We start from the raw sequence: 22,434 nt of genomic DNA, 5'->3' as shown, positions 1-22,434 counted from the left end.
GCGGGCAGGTTCGTTGTTGCCGTTCCTTTCGTGGAGCGGAAGGTAAGGTGTAGGCATGGCGAAAAAGCATAGGGACAGGAGCTGGGCGCCGGCGCCGGAAGCGTTGCCGGACGGCGTTGCGGTCATCGACAACCATACGCACGTCGCGTCGGTCGTGCCGTTCGCGCAGGCGATGAGCCACGAAGCGCAGGAGCGCGGGCAGGACCCGGTGCCGGTATACAGCGTCGACGAATTGCTGGAGCAGGCGGCGTCCGTCGGCGTCGAAGGCGTCATCGACTGCGGCTGCGAGCTGCCGGACCTGATGACGGCGATCGACATGGCGCGCGAACACCCGGGCACCGTGCACGCCGCCATCGCCATCCATCCCAACGAATCGGTGCTGCATGGCCATCGCGGCGCTCCAGGCCCCGACGGGCTTCCGGTGCGCTACAAGCCGTGGCACGACGTGCCGTTCGACGAGGCGATGGCGCAGGTCGAGCGGCTGGCGAAGGCCTACCCGAAGCAGGTGGTGGCGATTGGCGAAACCGGCCTCGACTATTTCCGCACCGGAGAGGCGTCGCGCGAGCTGCAGCGCGAAGCGTTTCGGGCGCATATCGCGCTCGCCAAGGAACTCGGGCTGCCGATGCAGATCCACGACCGCGACGCCCACGGCGACGTCATCGACATCCTGCTCAAGGACGGCGCGCCGGAACGCACGGTGTTCCATAGCTACTCCGGTGACGCCGAAATGGGGGAGATTTGCCGCCAGAACGGCTGGTACCTGAGCCTTTCGGGAACGTCGTCGTACAAAGGCAACGACGGCATCCGCCAGTCGGCGCGCATTGTCGGCCCGGAGCATCTGATGGTCGAAACGGACGCGCCGTACCTGACGCCGATGCCGTACCGCGGCCGCACGAACGCCCCGTACATGATTCCCTACACGCTCGCCTCGCTTGCCGAAACGCTGGATATGGACATTGCGCAGGTTGCGCAGGCCACGCGGCGCACGACGCGCGAAGTGTACGGAATCTAAGGACAGAAACGCTGGGAGCCGTGTTCGGTTCCGCTATAGGCGCAAGTTGCGTAGGTCTTGCAAAGAGCCTAATGTTTCCCCTTGCGAATTTTTGCGCAAAGGCGGCGCTGCACGTCTAGGCTGGGTTCTGCCAGCCGTGTAGCGCCGTTTTTGCTGCCGCTATGCGGCACTCGTAGAGGAGGATGCGGTGATGTCTGTGCCGCAAGGTGGTCCAGAAGCCGCGCGCTTACTGGTCCGGACGAATGACTGCATGACGTTCACGGCCGCCAGCCACACGGTGCTGACGCGCGAGGAACGCGAGGAGATGGAGGCCGAGCAGAAGGCTTCCCGTGCCGCTGGGCCGGGGGCCGGCCCCGGTGGCTCGGGCAACGGCGGCGGCCGCGGTCCGGCGGCGCATGTGCGCGCCTGGTGGGACCGGCTGCAGTCGGGGCCCGACAAGGTCAGCTGGGCGATGGCGCTCGTGGCGCTCGGCGTCGTCTACGGCGACATCGGCACGTCCCCGCTGTACACCTGCCAGACGTTCCTCAACGGGCAGGGCGGCATCGCCAACGCCGACAGGGAATCGGTGCTGGGCATGCTGTCGCTGATTTTCTGGACGATTACGCTCGTCACGACGATTGAATACGTGCTGATCTGCATGCGCGTCGACAACAACGGCGAAGGCGGCATCTTCGCGCTGTATTCGCTGATCCGCAAGTACGGCGCATGGCTCGTCGTGCCGGCGATGATCGGCGGCGCCGCGTTCCTCGCCGATTCGGTGCTCACCCCGGCGATGTCGATCAGCTCGGCCGTCGAAGGCCTCAAGACGCTGCCGGCGCTCGAGCACGTGTTCTCCGAGAACAGCGACCTGACGCTGATGATCACCGTCGTCATCCTGCTCGTCGTGTTCGCCGTGCAGTCGCGCGGCACCGAACGCATCGGCAAGGTGTTCGGTTCCGTCGTGCTCGTGTGGTTCGCGTTCATCGGCGTGATGGGCGCCATCAACCTGTCGACGAACTGGAGCATCCTCGAGGCGCTCAACCCGGTGCGCGGCATCGAGTTCCTGTTCTCCGGCAACAACCACGCCGGCATCGCGCTGATGGGCACCGTGTTCCTGTCGATCACCGGCGCGGAAGCGCTCTACTCGGACATGGGCCATGTGGGCCGCGGCAACATCTACTTCACGTGGCCGATCGTCAACATCGCGCTCGTGCTGTGCTATTTCGGCCAGGGCGCGTGGATCCTCAACAACCAGGACAACCCGGCGTACGATACGCTGCCGGCCGGCTCATCGCCGAACCCGTTCTTCTCGATGATGCCGACGAGCATGCGCTACGTCGCCGTCATCCTGTCGGTCACCGCAGGCATCATCGCCTCGCAGGCGCTGATCACCGGCGCCTTCACGATCGTGTCGGAAGCCACCGGCCTCAACTGGATGCCGCATATGCAGGTGCGCTACCCGGCGCGCACGCGCGGCCAGCTGTACATCCCGACGGTGAACTTCGTGCTGTGCTGCGCGACGATAGCGGTCATCTTCATCTTCAAGGATTCCGAGCATATCGCCGCCGCCTACGGCCTGGCGCTGACGATCACGATGATCTGCACGTCGATCCTCGTGACCTACTACCTGTGGCATTCGAACAAGCGGGTAGCGGCCGTGCTGTTCGGCATCGTGTTCCCGACGATCATGGTGATGTTCTTCATCGCCTCGATGGCCAAGTTCCTGCACGGCGGCTGGTTCACGATGCTGCTGACGCTGGCCATACTGACGGTGATGTACACATGGAACGAGGGCACGAAGATCGAGCGCGAGCAGCGCCGCCACATGCGCCCGGCCGACTGCATTCCGGCCCTGTCGCGCCTGCATGACGACGACACGGTGCCGTACTACGCCGACAACATCGTCTACCTGACGAGCGATCCGGAAATGAAGCGCATCGACACCGACATCTTCTTCTCGATCTTCGCCAACCACCCCAAGCGCGCCCGCGCCTGGTGGGGCGTGTCGGTGGTGACGGCCGACGAGCCGTACACGCGCGAATACACGGTGGAGAACTTCGGCACCGACTACCTGTTCCGCGTGCGCCTGCGCCTGGGCTTCAAGGTGCAGCAGAACGTGCCGGCCTACCTGCACCAGATCATGCACGACCTGATCAAGTCCGGCGACCTGCCGATCCAGAAGACGAAGTACCCCAAGCTCGACGCCGACCCGGACGTGGGCCCGATCCGCTACGTGCTGATCCACAAGGCGCTGATGCCGGAGTCGAAGGTGTCGACGAAGGGCGCGCTGGCGTTGCAGATCAAGTACGCCATCCGCCACGTCGCCGGCTCCCCGGCCAAGTGGTTCGGCCTGGCGCCCTACAACCCGGACATCGAGGTGGAGCCGATCTTCCTGCCCACCTACCAGCCCCCGCGCCTCAAGCGCGTTCCGGCGAAAAAGTAGGATGGAAGCCATGGTTCCTGATTTCTCGCAGATCGAGCAGCTGCATCGCAAGGCCGCGCCTTCGCAGGCAGCCTACGACCTGATCTATACCCATTGCCGCATCATCGCCGACATCACGCGCCGGCTGGCCTCGCGCCAGAACGCGCTGTTCATGCGCCGATGCACGCTGCCGAAGGACGGCTCGTTCGAAGTGCCGCCGACCAACGGCGTGACTGGCGGGATCGTGCCGCCGCATTACATCGACGTCGAGAAGGCGGTGACCGGGGCGCTGCTGCACGATATCGGCACCTACCAGATGCTGGTAAGCGACGGCGCGGACGGCAAGCCGCTGAAATTCGGCAGCAACTACATCCAGCACGGGCTGCTTGGCTATCGCTGGCTGCTGGAACAGGGCGTCGACGAGGAGATCGCCCAGTTCGCCCGCAACCATACCGGCGTGGGGCTGACGCGCGAAGCCGTCGAGGCGCAGGGGCTGCCGCTGCCGCCGGACGACTACGCGCCGCTGAATCTTGAACAGGAAACAGTGATGGTCGCCGACAAATACCACAGCAAGTCGGTGCCGCCGCGCTTCCTGACGGCGGCCGCCTACGAACGCAAGGCTGCGCGGTTCGGCGAGGACAACCGCCGCGAATGGGCGCAGCTGGTGGCCAAATACGGCGAGCCGGACGTCGAGGCGCTCGCCGAAACGTACGGCATGGCGCTGCAGCGGTAGCGCAGGAAGCCGCCCAGCCGCCGCGCAGGTCCGTCGCCGCTGCTAAGCCTCCCTACAGCGGCAGCACGCGGTACTTGCCGGTGCGGTTCGACGCGACGATCATATGGTTGTTCGCCAGGTCGTTCCAGCCGTCTTCCACCGGCTGCGGGAAGCCGGTCGACGCGACGACGACGCCGCACGGCGAGCCCTGTACGTCGCGCACGGCGCGGTAGCGCAGCATGCGGTAGTCGTGCGCGTCGTCTTCGCGCCCGTACTGGCGGTAGACGTCGAACACGCGCTGCGGCGTGCCGGTGCCGCCGTCGGCGTGGATGGCGATGAACTGCTCGTGCGTCTGGATCATGCAGTTGAAGCTGGAGGTCGGGTAGGCGGTGCGCAGCTCGCGGATGGCCTGCGCGGCGGCTTCGTGCAGTTCGAAGCCGAACCCGAGGTATTCGAGGACGACGGCGAAGTAGATGGCGGAATCCGAACGGCCGCCGGTCGAGGCGACCAGCGACTGGCTGATCGGGTAGTCGCGGTTCTTCGTGATGTTGACGCCGTTGGCGTCCGAAATGTCGCCGTTGTGGATGAAGCTCAGCCCGCTCGCGTAGAACGGCTGCTGGTTTTCGAGGATCAGCGGCAGGTGCGAACTGGCAAGCCGCAGGTGCCAGATGGCGCCGCGCGCCGGCACCTTCGCCATGTCCTCGAACAGCGGGTCGAAGCGGGCGGCGACGGTGTTGCGGTACAGCGACGTGCCGGTTTCGGGGGAGGGGGCGCCGCCATCGCGTACGTCGGCGCGCTGGGCGGGCTCGTTGACGAGCGACGCGCCCCAGCCGTCGTTATGGATTTCGCTCAACTCCCGAAATGCCCGGGTGGCGTTCTGGCCGAGCACGTCCACCAGCGTGGTGTTGACGCTCGCCGTTGCGTATCCGAGTAACCTGCACATAACCGAACACTGTAATGGAAAAACCCGCGGGTCGCGCGGGTTTTTCGAAAATGGGATATACGGAAAATTGAGAACCGGTTACGGCTAGCGCAGGTCGATGATGTTGCCGACCGTGTGCGCCACCTGTTCGCTGGACGTCACGACGATGACGGCGCGCTTCTTCGAGTGGCTGCGCGTCTGCGCCTTGATGAGCGCGAGGATCTCCTTGCCGTCTTCGTCGTTGAGCGTCGCCGTCGGCTCGTCGGCGATGAGCACGTCGGGGTCGCGGCAGATGGCGCGCGCCACGGCGAGGCGATGCTGGTCGATCAGGCTCAGATCGGCCGCCTTGACGCCCTTCGTCGGCACCGGCGCCTGCGGGGCGGCTTCAGCGCTCCCGGCGCTCCCGGCATCGGCCGGGGCGTTATCGCTCGGCGCCGGCGTGCCGAAGCCGACCATCGCGAGCAGCTCGCGGGCCAGGATCGGCTTGGGCTTGAGGAAGTTGCGGTTCGACGCGTCCATCGCGTAGACGATGTTGTCTTCGGCGTCCAGGTCCCTGCGGAAGCTGAACTGCTGCATGAGCAGCCCCAGCCGGTAGCCGCGGATTTCCAGCGGGCTCAGCTCGGCGAAGCTCGTGCTCTTCGTCATGACGTGCCCCTTGGTGGGCAGCGTTACGCCGGCCATGACGCTCAGCAGCATCGTGCGCATCAGCGGCGCGTCGTCGGGCACGAGCACCGCGTAGGCGCGGCCGGCCTGGCAGCCGAAGCTGACGTTTTCGAGCACTTCGGCGCCGGACTTCTTGTCGGTCACCGACACGTTGTTGAACGCATACACCGGGTAGGTGCGGAACACCGAGGCATCGAACTTGCGCCGTCCGCGCAGCTCGTGGTCGATTCGCTGCGAAACGGCGGTGGCGGTTTCGCCGTCGCGCGCCGCCTTGTGCTCGGCCGGCTCGTCGCGCTTGGCTTCCTGGGGTTCCTCCGCAACGTCCTCGATGTCGTCCTCTTCGTAGGTCACTGAAAAATCGACGGATTCAGGCGCATTGGCGTCGGGATCGTCGTTGAGGGTGGCTTTCGGATCTGCCATCGTCACTCCTTTTCCGTTTCGGTGTCACCGGCGCCGCGTGCGGCGCCCTCCGGTTCGCTGGAAGCTGCGCTGCCGGCAATCTCGTCCTTCTTCTCGTCGGCGAGCGGATCGGGATGGTACGGCGATACGAACAGCTCGCGCTTGGAGAAGAACGCGACGCGCAGCATCGCGATGACGGCCAGCGCAAGCGTGAACGCAAGGCCGATCCAGACGGTGTTCCACATGATCTGCGACGTCAGCTCCACCGTGTGGCCGCCGGCCATCTTCGTCGCCACCGACTTCGTCGTCAGGCCGCCCACCAGCAGGCCGATGCCGAAGCCGACGAGCACCGGGAAGAACACTTCCAGCATGAACTGCCAGCCCAGGCGCGCCTTCGACACGCCGAGCAGCAGCGCGTTGCCGATTTCGTCGCGGCGCGGCAGCGAGCCCCACAACGTGAACGCGAGCAGCAGCAGGCCGCCGACGCTCCACAGGCAGATCGTCATGATGCGCATCTGCGTGGCCAGCGCGTCAAGGCCGGTCAGCGACGCCTTGTACTTCTCCAGCGTCGGCGAGCTGATCTGGAAGCCGTCGGGGATGGCCTTTGCCTTCTTCAGCGCGGCCGCGAACTCATCGTATTTGGACGGGCTCGTCAGCGTGAACACGATGTTCAGGTCCGGAATGCCCCAGCCGTCGCCCTCGTCGGTGTCGAGGCCCTGCGTGGCGAACGTGTAGTAGGTGGTGTAGATGACGTTGTTGCGGTTGTCCTTCGCGAACTTCGCGTTATTGCCTTCCGCGTCGTACGGGTTGCTCGTGTATTTGTAGATGCCGCCGACCTTGAGCTTGTAGGTGGTCTTGGCGTCCGTCGGGTTGCCGAGGGTGATTTCGTCGCCGACGTGGATGTCGTTCTTGTCGGCCAGCTCCTGCGAAATCAGCACGTTCGTATCGGACGTGCTCGTGTAGTCGAGTTCGTTGCCGGCCACGATGTCGTAGGTGCCGTATTCGTTCGCTTCGGTCGCTTCGGCGGTGTAGAAGCTCTGCAGCGTCAGGTCGCCGCCGGTCTTGTCTTCGCTGGCGTCGCTGGTCGCCGACGTCGTGATGGCCTTGACCGAGTCGCTTTGGCGTACCGGCACCGATTCGGCGATCGAGTAGCCGGCTTCGACGCTGGAGCTCACCTTGCCATAGATGCTGTTGTAGTCATCCCACGACAGGTAGTTCTTCGTCCACGACGAATCGTCGCCGGCGCGGTCCGCCATCTTCGCGGCGGTGGGCCGGATGACGGAGACCGGCGCGATGGCATCGTATTCCTCTCCATTGGCACTGCTGTCGGCGTGGAGGACGGCGGTGCCGTACACGGACCATACGGTGACGAGCAATGCGACGATGAACATCAGCAGGGTGCGCCACTTGTGGCGTCCCAGCTGCGCCCAGCAGTTCTTCAGAACGAACATATTCGGTACTTCTCCAGTTTTTCTTGGCAATAGATTGCCGGCTCGCCGGCCGCGGCCCAACGTCGCCTTCGTGCAACGTTGCCCGTACGACTCTGGCAATGGCGGGAGCTTCTCGATTCAATCTTGCCGTTGGAACTGAACAAAAGCTGAAAAGAACCGTTATATCCGCTGTTCCGTTACGTTTCGTCCGCGTTCGGTGCCGTTTGCCGAGACGGCTTGAGACTGTGGATAACGCTCGCGTTATCCACTTATCCACAGATTTCCGCGGGCCGCTGGAACGCACGGTCGGCGCGGTGCGACAGTGGTCGTGACCACCGGAATCTTGGATAAAGGAGAAGGCGATGCCCACGATGCAGACAGAAACCCTCAAGCTTGACGAAGCCGATTTCCTCGAACGGCTCGCGACGTTCGAAGCGGGCTTCAACAGCGCGCTGGCCGAGTCGATGGGCGGCGAGCGCGAAACCGTCGCGCAACGCTGCACGGAGCTGCTTGAGCAGGGCACCGAACTGTTCGGCGCCGTCAGCTGGCCGTCGATGTTCATCAACGCCGTCATCACCGGCGACGGCAGGATCGTCGAACGCTGCCGCGAGTTCCTGCGTGAAACGGAAGGGCAGGTGCGTTGGCAGGGGCTGGGAGGCTGGCTGTCCGGCATGGCGCAGGACGCGGCGCTCGCGCTGGCGACGGGCAAGCCGTCCTCGCGCATGCCGTTCATGCGCACGATGAGCCCCAAGCAGGTCGACCGGTTCCTCGACGACACGGCCAGGGGGAAGAAGCGGTTCGGCACGAAGGAACAGCGCGAAGGCGACATGAACGCCTACGCGACCGAAATGTACCGGATGGCGGCGCACGGCGTGCTGCGCTGGGGCGAAGGCGGCTGCCGAGCCACCGAAGTGGCGGCGATGATCCTGTCCAACTCGGGGCTGGGCATCTGCATGCTGCGCGACGACGAATACTGCGCGGAGCCGTTCGCGAACGGGAGCGGCCGCTACGAACGGCTCACCTCGTACATCCGCACGCTGCAGGTGGAAGCCGACCTCGAATACGCTACCGAAATGGGCGGCGAGGGGCTGGGCAGCGATCCAGGCGACGGGACGGGCGGGGCTTGCAGCGCGGCCGGTGGCTTGGGGGAGGGGCTGCCCGACACGATGGTCGAGTCGATCAGCCGGCGCTACTCGCACGATGCCCGCAAGCTGGTGGCGGCGTGCCGGCGGCTGTGGGACGCGCCGATTGCCGACCCCGATACGCTGATGGACGTCGTCGAATCGACCGGGCAGTCCCCGGACCTGCCGCTGTGGGAAAACCCGCTGTTCCTGCGGGAAGTGGCCGATTCGCTGCTCGGGCCGTGGTGCGCGGCCGAGCTGACCGAAGGGTTCGCCACGCGCCGGCGCGACCTGTTCGAACACGGCGTGCAGATACTGGAGATATGCGAGCGGCACGTGGGGATGGAAGGCATCGGCATGCTGCCGCTGTTCCTCATCGCCGCCAAGACGATGCTATTCGATCAGCTGCCGCACCCCACGAAGTCGCAGATGGCGGACCACAACCGCATTTGCGGCAACATCGTGGACGACATGGCGTACATGCTGCTCATGCGGGTGCCGGACCAGAAGCTGGCGCGCAACATGGCCCTCGCCGTCATGGAAATGAACGCCAACGATCCGACTGAAGTGCTGGGCGCGCTGGCGCTGGACGATGCCGACACGCGCTACCAGGTGTGGCACATCAGCCCCAAGGGATGAGATGCGCAATGAGCAGGCCGGCGTAGCCGAATGCCGTCAGGGCGCCGATGAAGGCGAGCGTGAAGCGGGGCCGGTCGAAGCGCGCCAGGCGCGGGACCAGCAGGAACAGCAGCGGCGCGATGGGAATGCAGTAGCGGCTCTGCATGCCGTCCGCGTAGCCGCCGATGGCGCCGGCCCAGCTCGTGAGCATCGCCAGGCAGGTCATGGCGAAGAACGCCAGGCAGATGGCGGCGTCCAGCCACAGCGCCGCCGCGTGGCGGATGCGGCGGATCGATGCGGTGTAGAGCACGAGCAGCGCGACGGCGAACAGCAGCGGGACCATCGTGAACGGGCCGAGCTGCGTCTTCTCGCTGCCCGCGAAAAGCTGCAGGTTGCGGCGCGGGTTGACCAGTTCGCCGTCGATGCGTTCCTGGCTGGCGTCGAGCGGCGCGAACATTGTGACGACGATGCTCTTGAGCGTGTCGAGCGGATGGGTGAGCGCATAGTGGCGCAGCTCCTGGTATTCGGCGGAGCTGACCTTGCTCGGGGCCGACGTGATGGCCGCGAAGTTCGCGTTCCATGCCCAGCTGGAAGCGAGCGCGCACAGCGGCGGCAGGATGGTGAGCAGGTTGCGGGCGGCGATGCTGTGGCCGCTGGCTTCTCGCATGGGCTGCCGGACTTGGCGGTGGTGTGGCGGAACTTGCCGGACTCCCTGCTGGGATTGCGCGGCTGCCTGGGGCCGGCGCCCTCCTGGGCGTCGGATGAGTGCGAACGACAGGAGGGCCAGCAGCGCGCAGGTGATCTTCACCTGGCCTAGCAGCGCCGCGGCCGCGCACAGCGCCGTCCAATGGACCCATGTCGGTCGCGGCTGCTGCATGCAGTACAGCAGCAGGCCGATGAACAGGAACGACAGCGAATTCGTCATCGCGTCCGCGGTGGGGTAGATGTACGACAGGAACGTCATCGGCAGGATTGCCGCGGCGGCGATGAGCATCTGGAAATCGCGGGCGAGCAGCATGGCGGCGCCGGTCGTGAGCGTCGCGACGGCGAGCGTAAGGATGCAGGCGGCGCGTTCGTTGCCGCCGGACAGCAGGCTCGGCCAGTAGGCGACCGGCGAGTTGATGACGGTGTTGTTGAACGCATGGAACGTGCCATCGATGACGGCGCCCCATTGGTCGCTGGACGGGTCGGCGGGATTGCGCACCGGGAAGATCTGCCCCCGCAGCAGCATGCGGACGCGCAGCCAATGCGGAGTGGCGTCGTTGCGTGCAGGATTCCGGTCCCAGAAAATCATGGCGAGGCCGCACGCCAGTGTCAATGCCATGTAGATTGCCGGCAACGTCGTATACCGCCGCAGCGGAAACGCCGACGCGCCCGGTTTCGTCAGCGCGTTGGCGATGTCGCGACGCTGCGGGGCGCGTGCATGGCGCGCCCGTTCATGCCGTTGTGCCGAACGATATGAGACGGAGGGGTACGCAGTGGAATGGTGCGAGGCGGAACGCTGCGAGGCGGAATGGATCCCTGTCGGTTCCTCGTTATGCGCCATGCGTCCTCCCTCCGCTAGCCAGGCATGCGTTCGGCCCCATGCTAACCCCGCGAGCCGTCCACCCGCCGAAAACACCACAATCCTCCTCCCGCCGTCCGATTCATTCCTCCCCGTCTACATTCCAGTCGTTGACGCCCTCTCACAGTGTGAAACGTATTCCCCTGTCTACGTTCCAGTCGCTCAGGTCCCGTAAGCGTGTGAATCGTATCGGCCCACCTACGTTCCAGTCGCTGGCACGCTCTCACCGTGCGAAACGTATTTCCCTGTCTACATTCCAGTCGTTAAGGGCCGCAGCGTGTGAAACGTATCATCCTGCCTACATTCCAGTCGTTGACGACCGCTGAGCGACTGGAAAGTATCTTCCTGTATACACTCCAGTCGGTGAGGATCACAGCGTGTGAAACGTATCGTTCTGCCCACGTTTCAGTCGTTGACGCCTCCTCAGCGACTGAAACGTATTCCCCTGTCTATATTTCAGTCGCTAGGAGGTCGTCAGCGTGTGAAACGTAGCGTTCTGTCTACGTTCCAGTCGCGGGGGAGGGGGAAACGAAAAAGGGTTTTCGGGGAACCCGAAAACCCTGTTGGCGGAGGATGCGAGATTCGAACTCGCGAGGCTGTTACACCAACACGCTTTCCAAGCGTGCGCCATAGGCCACTAGGCGAATCCTCCACGTTCCAGTCCTTGCGGAATGCAACTTGATTAAATTACCTCAGCGCACGCGCAAAGGCAAGTGGGCGTGTCGTTTTGATGGGCACCCACCTTAGGGTGCCGCTGGATTCCGCCCCAATGGCGGCGATGATGCGCGGGCAAACGGCATTCCGTGCGTTTCCAGCCGCTGGATGCCTCCTGCTAGCGTGCGCGGCTCTTCAGGTAACCGGCGAATTCCGTGAGGAAGTAGCCCGCTCCGCACAGCACCAGGATGATGGCGCACAGCACCGAAACGCCGGCGCCGGTCTGCGCGAGCGTCGCTCCGGTCGCCTTCGCCTCGTCGGCGGTGCTCGCCGTGGTGGACGACGCAGCCGTCGTGGCGGCAGCCGAACCGCTCGACGTTCCGTTCACGGCACCGGAAGCGCCCGTCGAGTCCGCGGCAGCAGTCTTCGAGGCGGCAGCCGTCGCCACCGTCGTGCCGTCGGAACCAGCCGCGTTCGCAGCGGCATCGGAGCCGCCCGTGGCCAGCGCATCCGACGTGTTCGCCAGCGCGTTCGTAAACGCTTCGTGCAGTGCCGAACGCCGCGCCTCGACGGCTGCCGCGTTGGCGGCGATCAGGTCGTGGTCTTCCTTGAGATCGGCGTGCAGCGTGTTCAGCGCGTTGTTGACTTCGGTGACGTCGTTGTCGAACGTGACGACGTCGTCGTGCAGCCGCGTCGCCGTGTCGTTCGCGGCCTGCTTGACGGCATCGTGCGTCGCCTTCGCGTCCGCGGCGCCCTGCCGCACATGCGCCCGCGCGTCGGCGACGTCGCTATGGAACGCCGAATGCGCGTCCGAAAGGTCCTGCTTCGCGGCGGCCAGGTCGCCCAGCACGTTCGCCTTGTCCTGCGCGAGGTGCGCCTTGACATTCTCAAGATCGCCGCCTACGCCCGACGTCGACCCGTTCGACGCCGACCCGGCCGTCCCGTCCGTTCCAGCGTCGCCGGAACGGCCAGCGTCGGCCACCTGCGAAGTGCCGTCGCCGGAACCGGCGCCCGGGGCGCCCGCGGCGCCGTCGTCGCCGAAGGCGACGGGCGCGAACGCGAACGAACAGGCGAATGCAACGGCGCAGGCAGCCGCTGCGGCAGCCGCAGCGATCCTGGCCGGCGAAATCTTGGGGATCGGGAAAATCTTGAAAATCTTGGAAACCGAAGACACTGAAGAAACCGAAGAATCACAACAAACCGAACGTTCCATGGCAGCTCTCTTTCTCGCGGCAGGCGAAGGCCTGTGCAATTTCTGCGCACCAATTATAGGAGCCGCAATATACTTGGCGCTATGTCTAGTACCGCCTTACGCCGGTTCGGTGCCGACAGACTTCCCCGCATCCTGATCTGCATGGCGTTGGCATGCCAGTTTCTCGTAGTGGGCCTGCTGGTGCTGCTGGCTACGTTCACCACCGTCGCGTTGCTGCGGCTGCCGCTTGACGACGCGGCCGAAGCGCAGGAACTCGGCGCGCGCCATGTCAGCGAGCTGATGGAGATTTTCCAGGGCGTTCCGTCCGCCGGCTATATCGCCGGTTCGCTGCTGCTGATTGCGCTGTTCGCGCTGGCGACGCTGACGCTGACGCATTTCCAGCGCGCGGTGCCGCGCCGCACGGTGCTGCTGGCGCTGCTCGCGTACGTGGGGATCGCCAGCGTCGCGTGGATCGCCGCGCTCAACACGCAGCAGTACGACTATTCCGATTCGCGCAGCCTGATCGCGGCCGCGGACGCGCTCAACGCCCGCGACCCCGCGATGTTCGCGCCGGACGCCTGCGCCGGCCCCGACCGCATGGCGTACTGCGCGCACGCGGTGCCGTCGCTGTACGACTACCTGCACTACTACCCGTTCCAAAGCGGCCCGGCGCTGTGGTTCGCGCTCGTGTTCAAGGTGTTCGGCACCGACAATCTCATTGCGTTCCAGCTGGTCAACGCGGCGTTTACGCTCGCGCTGGTGGCCGCGCTGTGGTACATCGGCGGCAAGCTCGGCTGGGGCGAGCGCGGCTACCGTGCGTACGCGCTGCTTTGCGCCACCTGCGTGCCGCTGCTGATGCAGTCGGCGTTCGTCTATACGAACACGGTCGGCCTGGCGTTCGTCGCCCTCGGCGCGGCGCTGCTGCTGCGTGCGATCGCCGCGCGCCGTTGGTGGCTGGGCGCGCTGGGCATCGTTGCCGCGCTGGCAATCTGCGGCGTCGGCGTGATGTTCAAGTCGACCTACCAGATTCTGCTGATCGCCATCGCGCTAGCCGTGCTGTTTGCCGTGTGGCGTTCGCGGCGCTACTGGCAGGCGCTGATCGCGCTGCCAGGGGCGTGGGCGGCGACGAAAATCGCGGACCTGCCGGTGCGGTACGTCGAGAAAATCGCCGGCTATTCGCTGGGCAAGGGCATGCCGCTGAGTTCGTGGGTGATGATCGGCCTGAGCGCGCCGACGCGTCTTGAAGACGTCGAGTATATTGGCGCCGGCTGGTGGAACGGGCGCGCGCTGCGGCTCTACCGCGAAAGCGGCGGCAGCTACGCAGCCCAGCAGGACGGCGCCGTCGCCGCCATCAAGGAACGGCTCGCGTACTTCGCGGCCAACCCGTCGGAGGGCTTCGACTATTTCCTGCGCAAGCTGTCGTCGGAATGGGCGGAACCGACGTTCGAAACGCGCTATTATTCGGAGCTCGGCACCTCGGGATCGAAATATTCCGGCCGCCTCGCCGGGCTGCTGAACGAGGGCCCGGGCACCGCGTTCTTCAGCTTCGTCAACGTCTGGCAGGGCGTTGCGTACGTGCTGGCGTTCACCGGCGTCGTGACGCTGTTCGTGCGGTTCGTGCGCCGCGGCTTCGCGCAGTGGTCGGCGCAGCAGGTCTTCGCGACGGTGCTGCTGTGCGCCTCGTTCGTCGGCGGCTTCGTCTGCTACGTGTTCTGGGAAGCGAAGAGCGTGTACGCATTGCCGTTCTTCCTCCTGCTGCTGCCGCTGGCCGCGCTGGGAATGGCGCAGGCCGCAGCGGGGTTGCGCTGGGTCGTATCCAAGATTTCCGGCTCGCGCAATCTCGGCAAACACCGTTCCGCTGCGCCCGAGGAGGCGGCATTGCGGCTCGAGCCGCTGCCGTAGGCGGGGGAGGGGCGGCATTTTTTGTGTCGGCGGGAGTCTACACTGGAACAAGTAATTTTTCGAAGGGACCCAGAGTCCGCGAGCAACGCATGAGGAATCACGTGAATTCATTGACAAAATCGTTCAAGGAACGGTACGGCTATGCGATGACCGTGCTGAAGGGGCTCGTCAAGACCGACTTCAAGATGCGCTACCAGGGATCGTTCCTTGGAGTCGCCTGGTCGGTGCTCAAGCCGCTGCTGCTATTCGTCGTCATGTACATCGTCTTCGCGCGGTTCCTGCGCATGTCCGATGGCACAGCGACCTATCCGGTCGTGCTGCTGCTCGGCATTTCGTCATGGCAGTTCTGTACGGAAACGATTGGCATCGGGCTGCGCTCGATCGTTGACCGCGGCGACCTGCTGCGCAAGGTGCATTTCCCGAACTATATCGTCGTCGTGTCGGCTTCAATCGGTTCGCTGATTTCGCTTGGCATCAACTACCTGGTGGTGCTGGTGTTCGCGTTGTTCATGCGCGTCCACTTCACGTGGCGCGTGCTGTGGCTGCCGCTCAACGTGCTTGAACTGTATGCGGCGTCGCTTGCGCTGGCGTTGATTTTCTCGACGATGTACGCATACTTCCGCGATATTTCGCACATCTGGGAAGTGCTCCAGCAGATTATCTTCTACTGCATGCCTATCATCTACCCGCTGTCGTATGTCACGGACAAGGGCGGCATCTACGCCCAGATTGCCAAGCTCGAGCTGCTCAACCCGTTCGCCCAGACAATCCAGGACATACGCCACAACCTCATTGCCCCGGAAACGCAGCCAACCATTTGGAATTCGTTCAGTTCGTGGTGGATCAAGCCCATCCCGATCATCATTACCATCCTGCTGCTGTGGCTCGGCATCTACGTATTCCGCAAGAACAGCCGCAAGTTCGCTGAAGTGATGTAAAGGCCGGAAACGGGAGAATCGTTCAACATGACTACGGAAACCAGCGGCGAACTCGACGCCGTCAACATGGACAATTACAAGGAACGCCCGGTCGTCCTCAAGGTCGACCATGTCGAGAAATGGTTCAAGCTGCCGACCGAGCAGGCCACCGGCTTGAAGCAGGCGTTCATCAACTGGACCAAGGGCATCAAGGGCTATGAAGAGCAGCGCGTGCTGCGCGACATTTCCTTCGAGGTGCATCAGGGCGAATTCTTCGGCATTGTCGGGCGCAACGGCGGCGGCAAGTCCACGCTGCTCAAGCTGATTTCGCAGATCTACTATCCGAATGCCGGTTCCGTCGAGGTGCGCGGCAAGCTGGTGCCGTTCATCGAGCTCGGCGTCGGCTTCAACCCCGAACTGACGGGACGCGAGAACGTGTACCTCAACGGCGCGCTGCTTGGCTTCACGCGCAGCGAGATCGACGCGATGTACGACGACATCGTCGAGTTCGCCGAACTCGAGGACTTCATGGACCAGAAGCTCAAGAACTATTCGAGCGGCATGCAGGTGCGCCTTGCGTTCTCCGTCGCCATCAAGGCGCAGGGCGACATCCTCGTGCTCGACGAGGTGCTCGCCGTAGGCGACGAGGCGTTCCAGCGCAAGTGCGATGACTTCTTCACGAACATCCGCAAGGATCCGACGAAAACGGTCATCCTCGTCACCCACGACATGGGGGCCGTCAAGCGGTATTGCACCCGCGCCATGTTCATCGAAAATGGCGAGATCAAGGCGATTGGCGACCGCGAGACGGTGGCCGAACAGTACACGCTCGCCAATCTCGAGGTGGAGCGCAAGGAAGAGCATGCCCGTGCGCAGGAACTGCAGAAGGACCCCGACGTCTATCCAAACGGCCTGAACGCGCGTTGCCCGGTGCTGCGTACGTACGGTGTTTCGCCGTTGCTGCTGAAAAGCTCCGACACGTTCCGCTTCGCTGTGGAATACCAGTACGACGAACCCGGCGACTTCTATCTGGCCATCGCCATGCATGACATACGCCGTGGCGGCATCACCTACGATTCCGGCCCGCGCAAGTTCAAGATGGAGAAGCACGGCCACCAGACCGTCTACTTCGAACTGCCGCTCAATCTGTTCAACAACGGCGAGTTCCGGCTCATCACGTCGCTGCGCACCCCGCAGCCCGATAACGACGTGATGACGGATGCCGTCGCCGTCGCCGTCGATGACAATGCCTGCACGTTCGTCATCCGCGACCAGCGCAACGGCGCTTACGCGCTGTTGAGCGACCGCGCCGTCGAATTCGCCGAAATCTCCGAGCAGGAAGCCGAGGCGGCTGCAGCCGAACAGAAGGCGCGGATGGAGAAGGAGAACCAGGACTCCGCGCAATAATGAAAAACGCAACAGCAGCGTGCAGCACGTCCGATATAGTGGCTAGACCGGGTAAGCGACACTTGAAGGAGAGTGCTGCACTATGAGTTGGAAGTCCATGCTGCCGATTTCGAGCCGTTCGTTCCATAGCGACGCCGAATTCATGAAGCGCCAGATTGCCGAGCTGCAAAACCAGCAGCGGCATTCCGAGGAGTTGCTTGCGCGTACGCAGCAAACGCTGGAGCAGACGCAGGAGACGCTTGCGCGGCTCAACGACATGGTGCAGCGCCGGGAAGCCAACCAGAAGGCGCACTATCTGATTGCCGAACCCGGCTATCCGAACTACGGGGACGAAATCATCGCCGCGGAATGGCTGCGGTATTTGGCTAAGATTGATCCGCACACCCCGGTCATTATCGACTGCATGCGCCCTGGGCCGTCGACGGCGTTGCTGCGCAAGCAGCATCCTCATGTGACGGTGACCGACACCATTGCGCGCCTGACGATAGAGAATCCGGTGGCGGACGGGAATGCTGCCGCCGACGTGCCGGTGCAGGATGTCGCTGCAACCATCGTGGCTGCGCTGGAGGACGAGGGGCGGGCAGCCCGGCTGGCCTCCGGCATCCGTCTGTTGAACCGCGACGTCGCCACCATCCATGTGCTTGGCGGTGGCTATATGAATTCGCCGTGGGTTGCGAATCTGGCGCGGCTGGCGGCTCCGCAGTGGGGCATGCGGCACGGCATTCCTTCGATTGGCACTGGCGTAGGCATCGTGCCGCTTTACCCGCGCGATCAGCAATACGTGCGCGATGTGGCGCAGTCGATGGTGGCGTTTACGTGCCGCGACGAAAAGAGCGTGCGGGCCATCGATCCGACAGGCCATGCGAACATCGTGGCGCTGGCGCCTGACGATTGCTTCGTCAATGGGCTGTCGGGCCTGTATGACGGCCGGCGCGGGGCGGGGTTCGCGGCGAGCGGCCATCCCGACGGCATGCGGGAAATGGCCGAAGGGCAGCGTGCCCATCCGGATTGGCCAGCATCTGGCAGCGGAGTGGAACGTGGCATGCTGCCGCGTACGATGCTGTGCATCCAGAAGGATTTTGTCGAGGATCAGCAGGCCCTGTTCCACCACGTCATTGCCGTGCTTGAAGCATGGCAGGTGGATAAGGAGAAGGAAACCCTCGGCATCGTCGAGTGCATTCCGTATGAATGCCTGGAGCTCATTGCCTTCCTTAATGAAGCTGGCTACCGTACCGAACTGTTTCCCACGCAGGTGCTGATTGACGACGGGTTCCCGGCTGCTCCGGGGCAGCGCTGGCTTTCCACGCGCTATCATCCGCATCTGCTGGCCGCTGCCGTCGGCGCGAGCGGCTGCTACCTGTCGGTGCGCCCGGGCTATTACGATGTCAAGCATGAAGCCGTGCTGCGCATGGGGAGCCGTTGGAACGAAACGTCAATCGAGCAGCCGATCATTCCCCAGCCTGGCGAAGGGTTCGCTCATCCGGACGTACGGTTCGCATACCGCGATGAAATCCGCAGGACGGCGGCGGCTGTATACGGCATGTGATGTGCTCGCCATACGTTGGCGGCCGCTTCGCCTAGGGACGGATTCGGCATTCTGTGGAACTCGCGTGGTATGACTATGCTGACACGCAGGGCAGTTTGCCGAAACCGTTATATTTGATGAGGTACCCATGCCGACTATGAAGTTTGCCAACGTCCTGTTGGAAATCAATCCGCGCGCGTTCAACTATCCCGCACTGTTCTACCGTGCATCCGGCCAGACGCTGTACGACAAGGAGACCGGCGCGGCGACCCTGTGCGAAGCGGGCACCTATGATTTCACGACCTATTTCAATTCGCTGTCCGTCATGAAGCTGAACGAATACACGACGGCTACGGCCTACCGGCTCCATATCGAGCTGCGTGGAGCGGCCGCCCGTGTCCAGCAGACGATGGGCGATGCCTTCTCGTCGAGCGCCGCCGTGGTGGACTCCGTGTCGGCGGACGTGCCTGCCAGCAGCAAGTGGCAGAGCGTGGACCTTGACCTCAAGGTCGAGGATGACATGGTGCTGGTCGGCTTCCAGATCGAGACCGATGGCAAAGTGGAGATTCGCAACGGCTATTACGAGCTGGAGCTTGCCGAGGATCCCCGCGACGTCGAGCTGGCGCTGTCGACGACGACGTTCAAGAAGGAAAGCTTCATCATCAACAACATCAACCTGGTGAAGCAGTACATCCTTGATTCGGACGATGACATTGCGAAACACTTCAACATGTATGTCGTCGACAACGGCCGCACGCTGGACGTCAAGGCATTGGATTCCAAGCACATCCATGTCATTCCGAACGACAACGTCGGCGGTGCCGGCGGCTTTACCCGCGGCATGATCATGGCGATGGAGCAGAAGCCGAAGGCCACGAACATCCTGCTGATGGATGACGACGTCGCCGTCTCGCCTGAGTCCATCAAGCGTACCTACAACCTGCTGCGCATCCTTAAGCCGAAGTACCAGGACGCGATGATTTCCGGTGCGATGCTCAACTACGAAATCGGCGAGGACCAGTGGGAGGATACCGGCTTCATGACGCCGGAGGGCGCATTCGCTCCGGCGAAGCCGCCGCTGCGCCTGACGAAGTTCGAGGACCTTATCTACAACGAGCTGTACCGGCCGTCCAAAATCATGAAGTACCGCTATGCCGCATGGTGGTACTGCTGCATCCCGATTGACGTCATTGAAAAGAACGGCTTGCCGCTGCCGTTCTTCGTCCGCTGCGACGATGCCGAGTACGGCGTGCGCTGTGGCACCGAGTTCATTACGATGAACAGCCTGTGCGTATGGCATATGAGCTTCCATGAGCGCTACAATGCGGCCGTCGAGCGTTACCAGACCACCCGCAATACGATGATTGCGCAGGCGACTACCGGCTTTGCGCCGGACTCCGACTTCATGCATGAACTCCAGCACAATGTCCGGCTGGAGCTCAAAAAGTTCGGCTACGACAATGCCGAACTGTGCCTGGACGCGTTCGAGGACTTCCTGCGCGGCCCGCGCTTCATCGGAGCGAAGGGGCAGGCTGAGAAGAGCTTCATGGATGCCAACAAGCACAAGGAAAAGCTGTATGGTTTCAAGGAACTGCAGGAGCAGATCAACGCGGATCCGGAGCTTGCCGGCTTCAGCCTCGCCCAGCTCAACCGCCAGATTATCGACGCCGACGAGCGCCGTTCCATTCCGGAACGCATTTCCGATTTCGTGACCGACAACGGCCAGCGTTTCCTCAAGACCCCGGGTGCCGGCTATGCCGTTATCCCGGAAGCCGGCTGGCTGTACCCGGCTGGCTCCATCCGCGGCAAGGATACGCTGATCGTCGTTGACTGGTACAACCGCAAGGGCGCCATCCGCAAGAAGGACGTCAAGCGCTACGAGCAGATCAAGAAGCGCTACGCCCGTGACCTGAAGTACTACAAGCAGCATGCTGACCGGCTGCACCGCGAATACGCCGCTGCCCGTCCGGAACTCACGTCGGTGGAGTTCTGGAAGCAGTATCTGGACATGGACTGAAAGTCGACGGAAAACACCGAAAGGACGGATGATGACCACTTCGATGAAGTTCGCGGACATCGTGCTGGATGCCGGTGCCTGCGCGACGATGTACCCGGCAATGACGTGCCGTTCCACCCGGCTGGTGGAGCGGGACCGTCGCGACAATGACGGCGGCAGCGCCGTATGGCGACTGGTTGCCGGTGGCGACTTCGACTTCACGACGTATTTCAACGCCCTTTCGGTCGTCAAGCTGCGTGGCCTGACGTCCGCGACCGGCGCCGTTCTGCACCTGCAGGTGAAGGGCGGGGCATTCGACATCGAACAGATGTGCGGCAAGAAGCTGTCGCTGCATGCCGAGGCTGTTCCGGGCACGCTCATGCATGTCGATGCCAGCGAGGACTGGCATGAGGTGACGATGCCGATCCGCTTCGATGACGACATGGTCATCACCGCATTCTGTATCCATGCCGGCAGCGCCGGCGCCGATGACCCGAGCGGCCAGCGCGATGTCCTGTTGCGCAACGCCTACTACGATCTCGAATTGACTGAAGCGCCACGTGACATCGAGCTCGCCGTAGCAACGACGACGTTCAAGAAGGAACGCTTCATCACGGCGAATATCGACCTGATCAACCGTGAGATTTTCGGTTCCGGCGAGCCGATTGCCGAACACATGCATTACTACGTCGTCGACAACGGCCGCACGCTGGATGCCCAGGCGCTCGACACCGATCGCGTGACCATCATCCCCAACCAGAACGTTGGCGGCGCCGGCGGCTTTACCCGCGGCATGATCGCCGCGCTCGATCAGGAGCCTCCCGCTACCCATGTCCTTGTCATGGACGATGACATCAGCGTCTCTCCGGAATCCATTAAGCGCACGTTCAACCTGCTGCGCATCCTTACGCCGGAGCATTACGACGCGATGATTTCCGGTGCCATGCTTAATTATGAAAGCGGCGAGGAGCAGTGGGAGGATACCGGTTTCGTCAGCGAAGCCGGCTTCTGCAACGCCGTCAAGCCGCCGCTGCATCTTGAGAAGTTCGAGGATGTCGTGTACGGCGAGATCTTCCGGTTGCAGGACTTCATGGAGAAGAACCACTATGCCGCCTGGTGGTACTGCTGCATTCCGACCGACGTCATCCGGCGCCAAGGGCTGCCGTTGCCGCTGTTCATCCGCCACGACGACGCTGAATACGGTTCGCGTGAACCCCGTGAATTCATTACGATGAACAGCCTGTGCGTCTGGCACCTGCCATTCTATGAACGCTACAATCCGGCCGTCGAACGCTATCAGGCCACGCGCAATCCGATGATTGCGCAGGCGACGACCGGCGTGTTCGCCGACGTAGACTTCGTCAAGCAGATCCAGGACATCGTGCAGCTTGAGTTGCGCAAGTTCGGCTACGAAAATGCGTCGCTTGTGCTTGACGGCTTCGAGGATTTCCTCAAGGGTCCCAAATTCTTCATGAAGAAGGGGCAGGCCGAGAAGAGTTTCATGGCCGCCAACAAGGCGCAGGAAAAGATCTATGGATTCGACGAGCTGCAGAAGCAGATCGACGCTGATCCCGAGCTCATCGGCCTTGATCTGTCCAAGCTTGACCGGCAGATCATCGACGCCGACCGCGAACGTTCGAAGAAGGAAATCCAATATGACGAACTGACCGACAATGGCCAGAAGATCCGCGTTTCCCCCGGTAATGGCTATGCCGTCATCCCGTTCGTCGGCTGGGCGTACCCGGCCGGACTCATCCACGCCAAGCGCAAGCTGGTCCTCGTCGACTGGTTCACCCACCGCGGTGCCATCCGCACGAAGGATCCTGCGCGCTATAAGGAAGTCGTGAACCGCCTCAAGCGCGACATCAAGTACTATCGTGCCAACCGCGAACGTCTCGAAAACGAATACCGCGCCGCGAAACCAACGGTGACGTCCATGGAGTTCTGGCGCGACTATCTCGACATGGACTGACAGAGCGGTTTCGTTTCCCGTTCCCGT

Annotated in this window: 15 protein-coding genes and 1 tRNA gene; 10 read left to right on the top strand and 6 right to left on the bottom strand. The window is 63.3% G+C overall.

The window, feature by feature from the left end:
- The first annotated feature begins 55 nt into the window (after positions 1 to 55).
- From AC1AXT_RS08150 to AC1AXT_RS08140, 3 genes are all read left to right on the top strand, one after another.
- Positions 56 to 1,012, top strand: coding sequence for a TatD family hydrolase (locus tag AC1AXT_RS08150; protein WP_476542022.1), 957 nt, complete (start codon positions 56 to 58; stop codon positions 1,010 to 1,012).
- 250 nt (positions 1,013 to 1,262) lie between these two features.
- Positions 1,263 to 3,434 (top strand): KUP/HAK/KT family potassium transporter, encoded by a 2,172-nt coding sequence (locus AC1AXT_RS08145; RefSeq protein WP_476542020.1) that lies wholly within the window; start codon positions 1,263 to 1,265, stop codon positions 3,432 to 3,434.
- Position 3,435: 1 nt separating this feature from the next.
- A complete protein-coding gene (locus tag AC1AXT_RS08140) occupies positions 3,436 to 4,146 on the top strand; it encodes an HD domain-containing protein (protein WP_476542018.1) in 711 nt (236 codons plus the stop codon).
- 52 nt (positions 4,147 to 4,198) lie between these two features.
- Here the strand turns inward: AC1AXT_RS08140 and AC1AXT_RS08135 are convergent, their stop codons facing one another.
- The 3 genes from AC1AXT_RS08135 to AC1AXT_RS08125 form a co-directional block, all read right to left on the bottom strand.
- Positions 4,199 to 5,068, bottom strand: a complete 870-nt coding sequence (locus AC1AXT_RS08135) for a class II glutamine amidotransferase (protein ID WP_476542017.1) — start codon at positions 5,066 to 5,068, stop codon at positions 4,199 to 4,201.
- Between the two features lie 84 nt (positions 5,069 to 5,152).
- Positions 5,153 to 6,130: an ATP-binding cassette domain-containing protein gene (locus tag AC1AXT_RS08130; RefSeq protein ID WP_476542015.1), complete on the bottom strand. Its 978-nt coding sequence runs from the start codon at positions 6,128 to 6,130 to the stop codon at positions 5,153 to 5,155.
- A 2-nt stretch (positions 6,131 to 6,132) separates the two neighbouring features.
- Positions 6,133 to 7,560 (bottom strand): ABC transporter permease, encoded by a 1,428-nt coding sequence (locus AC1AXT_RS08125; RefSeq protein WP_476542013.1) that lies wholly within the window; start codon positions 7,558 to 7,560, stop codon positions 6,133 to 6,135.
- Between the two features lie 350 nt (positions 7,561 to 7,910).
- On the opposite strand from AC1AXT_RS08125, the gene AC1AXT_RS08120 reads away from it, so the two are divergent.
- A complete protein-coding gene (locus AC1AXT_RS08120; RefSeq protein ID WP_476542012.1) occupies positions 7,911 to 9,299 on the top strand; it encodes a hypothetical protein in 1,389 nt (462 codons plus the stop codon).
- On the opposite strand, the gene AC1AXT_RS08115 is transcribed toward AC1AXT_RS08120, so the two are convergent.
- The 3 genes from AC1AXT_RS08115 to AC1AXT_RS08105 form a co-directional block, all read right to left on the bottom strand.
- Entirely contained in the window at positions 9,283 to 10,824 is a 1,542-nt protein-coding gene (locus AC1AXT_RS08115) for a DUF2142 domain-containing protein (RefSeq protein ID WP_476542010.1), read from the bottom strand. The genes AC1AXT_RS08120 and AC1AXT_RS08115 overlap by 17 nt on opposite strands.
- A 582-nt stretch (positions 10,825 to 11,406) precedes the next feature.
- Positions 11,407 to 11,494 (bottom strand) — tRNA-Ser (locus AC1AXT_RS08110).
- Between the two features lie 180 nt (positions 11,495 to 11,674).
- The gene (locus tag AC1AXT_RS08105) at positions 11,675 to 12,670 is read right to left on the bottom strand and encodes a hypothetical protein (protein WP_476553036.1); all 996 of its coding nucleotides are present in this window, start codon (positions 12,668 to 12,670) and stop codon (positions 11,675 to 11,677) included.
- Between the two features lie 180 nt (positions 12,671 to 12,850).
- Here AC1AXT_RS08105 and AC1AXT_RS08100 point away from each other — a divergent pair, with 180 nt between their 5' ends.
- The 6 genes from AC1AXT_RS08100 (at position 12,851) to AC1AXT_RS08075 (ending at position 22,407) form a co-directional block, all read left to right on the top strand.
- Entirely contained in the window at positions 12,851 to 14,590 is a 1,740-nt protein-coding gene (locus AC1AXT_RS08100) for a hypothetical protein (protein WP_476553038.1), read from the top strand.
- Between the two features lie 89 nt (positions 14,591 to 14,679).
- A complete protein-coding gene (locus AC1AXT_RS08095; RefSeq protein WP_476542005.1) occupies positions 14,680 to 15,528 on the top strand; it encodes an ABC transporter permease in 849 nt (282 codons plus the stop codon).
- Positions 15,529 to 15,594: 66 nt separating this feature from the next.
- On the top strand, positions 15,595 to 16,914 hold the full coding sequence (locus AC1AXT_RS08090; protein WP_476542103.1) for an ABC transporter ATP-binding protein: 1,320 nt from the start codon (positions 15,595 to 15,597) through the stop codon (positions 16,912 to 16,914).
- A gap of 82 nt (positions 16,915 to 16,996) precedes the next feature.
- Entirely contained in the window at positions 16,997 to 18,460 is a 1,464-nt protein-coding gene (locus AC1AXT_RS08085; protein WP_476542003.1) for a polysaccharide pyruvyl transferase family protein, read from the top strand.
- Between the two features lie 127 nt (positions 18,461 to 18,587).
- Positions 18,588 to 20,456: a glycosyltransferase family protein gene (locus AC1AXT_RS08080; RefSeq protein WP_476542002.1), complete on the top strand. Its 1,869-nt coding sequence runs from the start codon at positions 18,588 to 18,590 to the stop codon at positions 20,454 to 20,456.
- A gap of 31 nt (positions 20,457 to 20,487) precedes the next feature.
- Entirely contained in the window at positions 20,488 to 22,407 is a 1,920-nt protein-coding gene (locus AC1AXT_RS08075) for a glycosyltransferase family protein (protein WP_476542000.1), read from the top strand.
- Positions 22,408 to 22,434 lie beyond the last annotated feature (27 nt).

The sequence above is a fragment of the Bifidobacterium sp. LH_450 genome, assembly GCF_056356715.1.
The sequence above is the reverse complement of the archived record's forward strand: the minus strand, read 5'-3'. Positions and strand labels throughout refer to the sequence as shown.

Coding starts and splice junctions, on each gene's coding strand:
- AC1AXT_RS08120 (WP_476542012.1), top strand. CDS start 7,911: ATGCAGACAGAAACCCTCAAGCTTGACGAAGCCGATTTCCTCGAACGG.
- AC1AXT_RS08085 (WP_476542003.1), top strand. CDS start 16,997: ATGAGTTGGAAGTCCATGCTGCCGATTTCGAGCCGTTCGTTCCATAGC.
- AC1AXT_RS08100 (WP_476553038.1), top strand. CDS start 12,851: ATGGCGTTGGCATGCCAGTTTCTCGTAGTGGGCCTGCTGGTGCTGCTG.
- AC1AXT_RS08150 (WP_476542022.1), top strand. CDS start 56: ATGGCGAAAAAGCATAGGGACAGGAGCTGGGCGCCGGCGCCGGAAGCG.
- AC1AXT_RS08080 (WP_476542002.1), top strand. CDS start 18,588: ATGCCGACTATGAAGTTTGCCAACGTCCTGTTGGAAATCAATCCGCGC.
- AC1AXT_RS08130 (WP_476542015.1), bottom strand. CDS start 6,130: ATGGCAGATCCGAAAGCCACCCTCAACGACGATCCCGACGCCAATGCG.
- AC1AXT_RS08095 (WP_476542005.1), top strand. CDS start 14,680: ATGAGGAATCACGTGAATTCATTGACAAAATCGTTCAAGGAACGGTAC.
- AC1AXT_RS08090 (WP_476542103.1), top strand. CDS start 15,595: ATGGACAATTACAAGGAACGCCCGGTCGTCCTCAAGGTCGACCATGTC.
- AC1AXT_RS08115 (WP_476542010.1), bottom strand. CDS start 10,824: ATGGCGCATAACGAGGAACCGACAGGGATCCATTCCGCCTCGCAGCGT.
- AC1AXT_RS08075 (WP_476542000.1), top strand. CDS start 20,488: ATGACCACTTCGATGAAGTTCGCGGACATCGTGCTGGATGCCGGTGCC.
- AC1AXT_RS08125 (WP_476542013.1), bottom strand. CDS start 7,560: ATGTTCGTTCTGAAGAACTGCTGGGCGCAGCTGGGACGCCACAAGTGG.
- AC1AXT_RS08140 (WP_476542018.1), top strand. CDS start 3,436: ATGGAAGCCATGGTTCCTGATTTCTCGCAGATCGAGCAGCTGCATCGC.
- AC1AXT_RS08145 (WP_476542020.1), top strand. CDS start 1,263: ATGACGTTCACGGCCGCCAGCCACACGGTGCTGACGCGCGAGGAACGC.
- AC1AXT_RS08135 (WP_476542017.1), bottom strand. CDS start 5,068: ATGTGCAGGTTACTCGGATACGCAACGGCGAGCGTCAACACCACGCTG.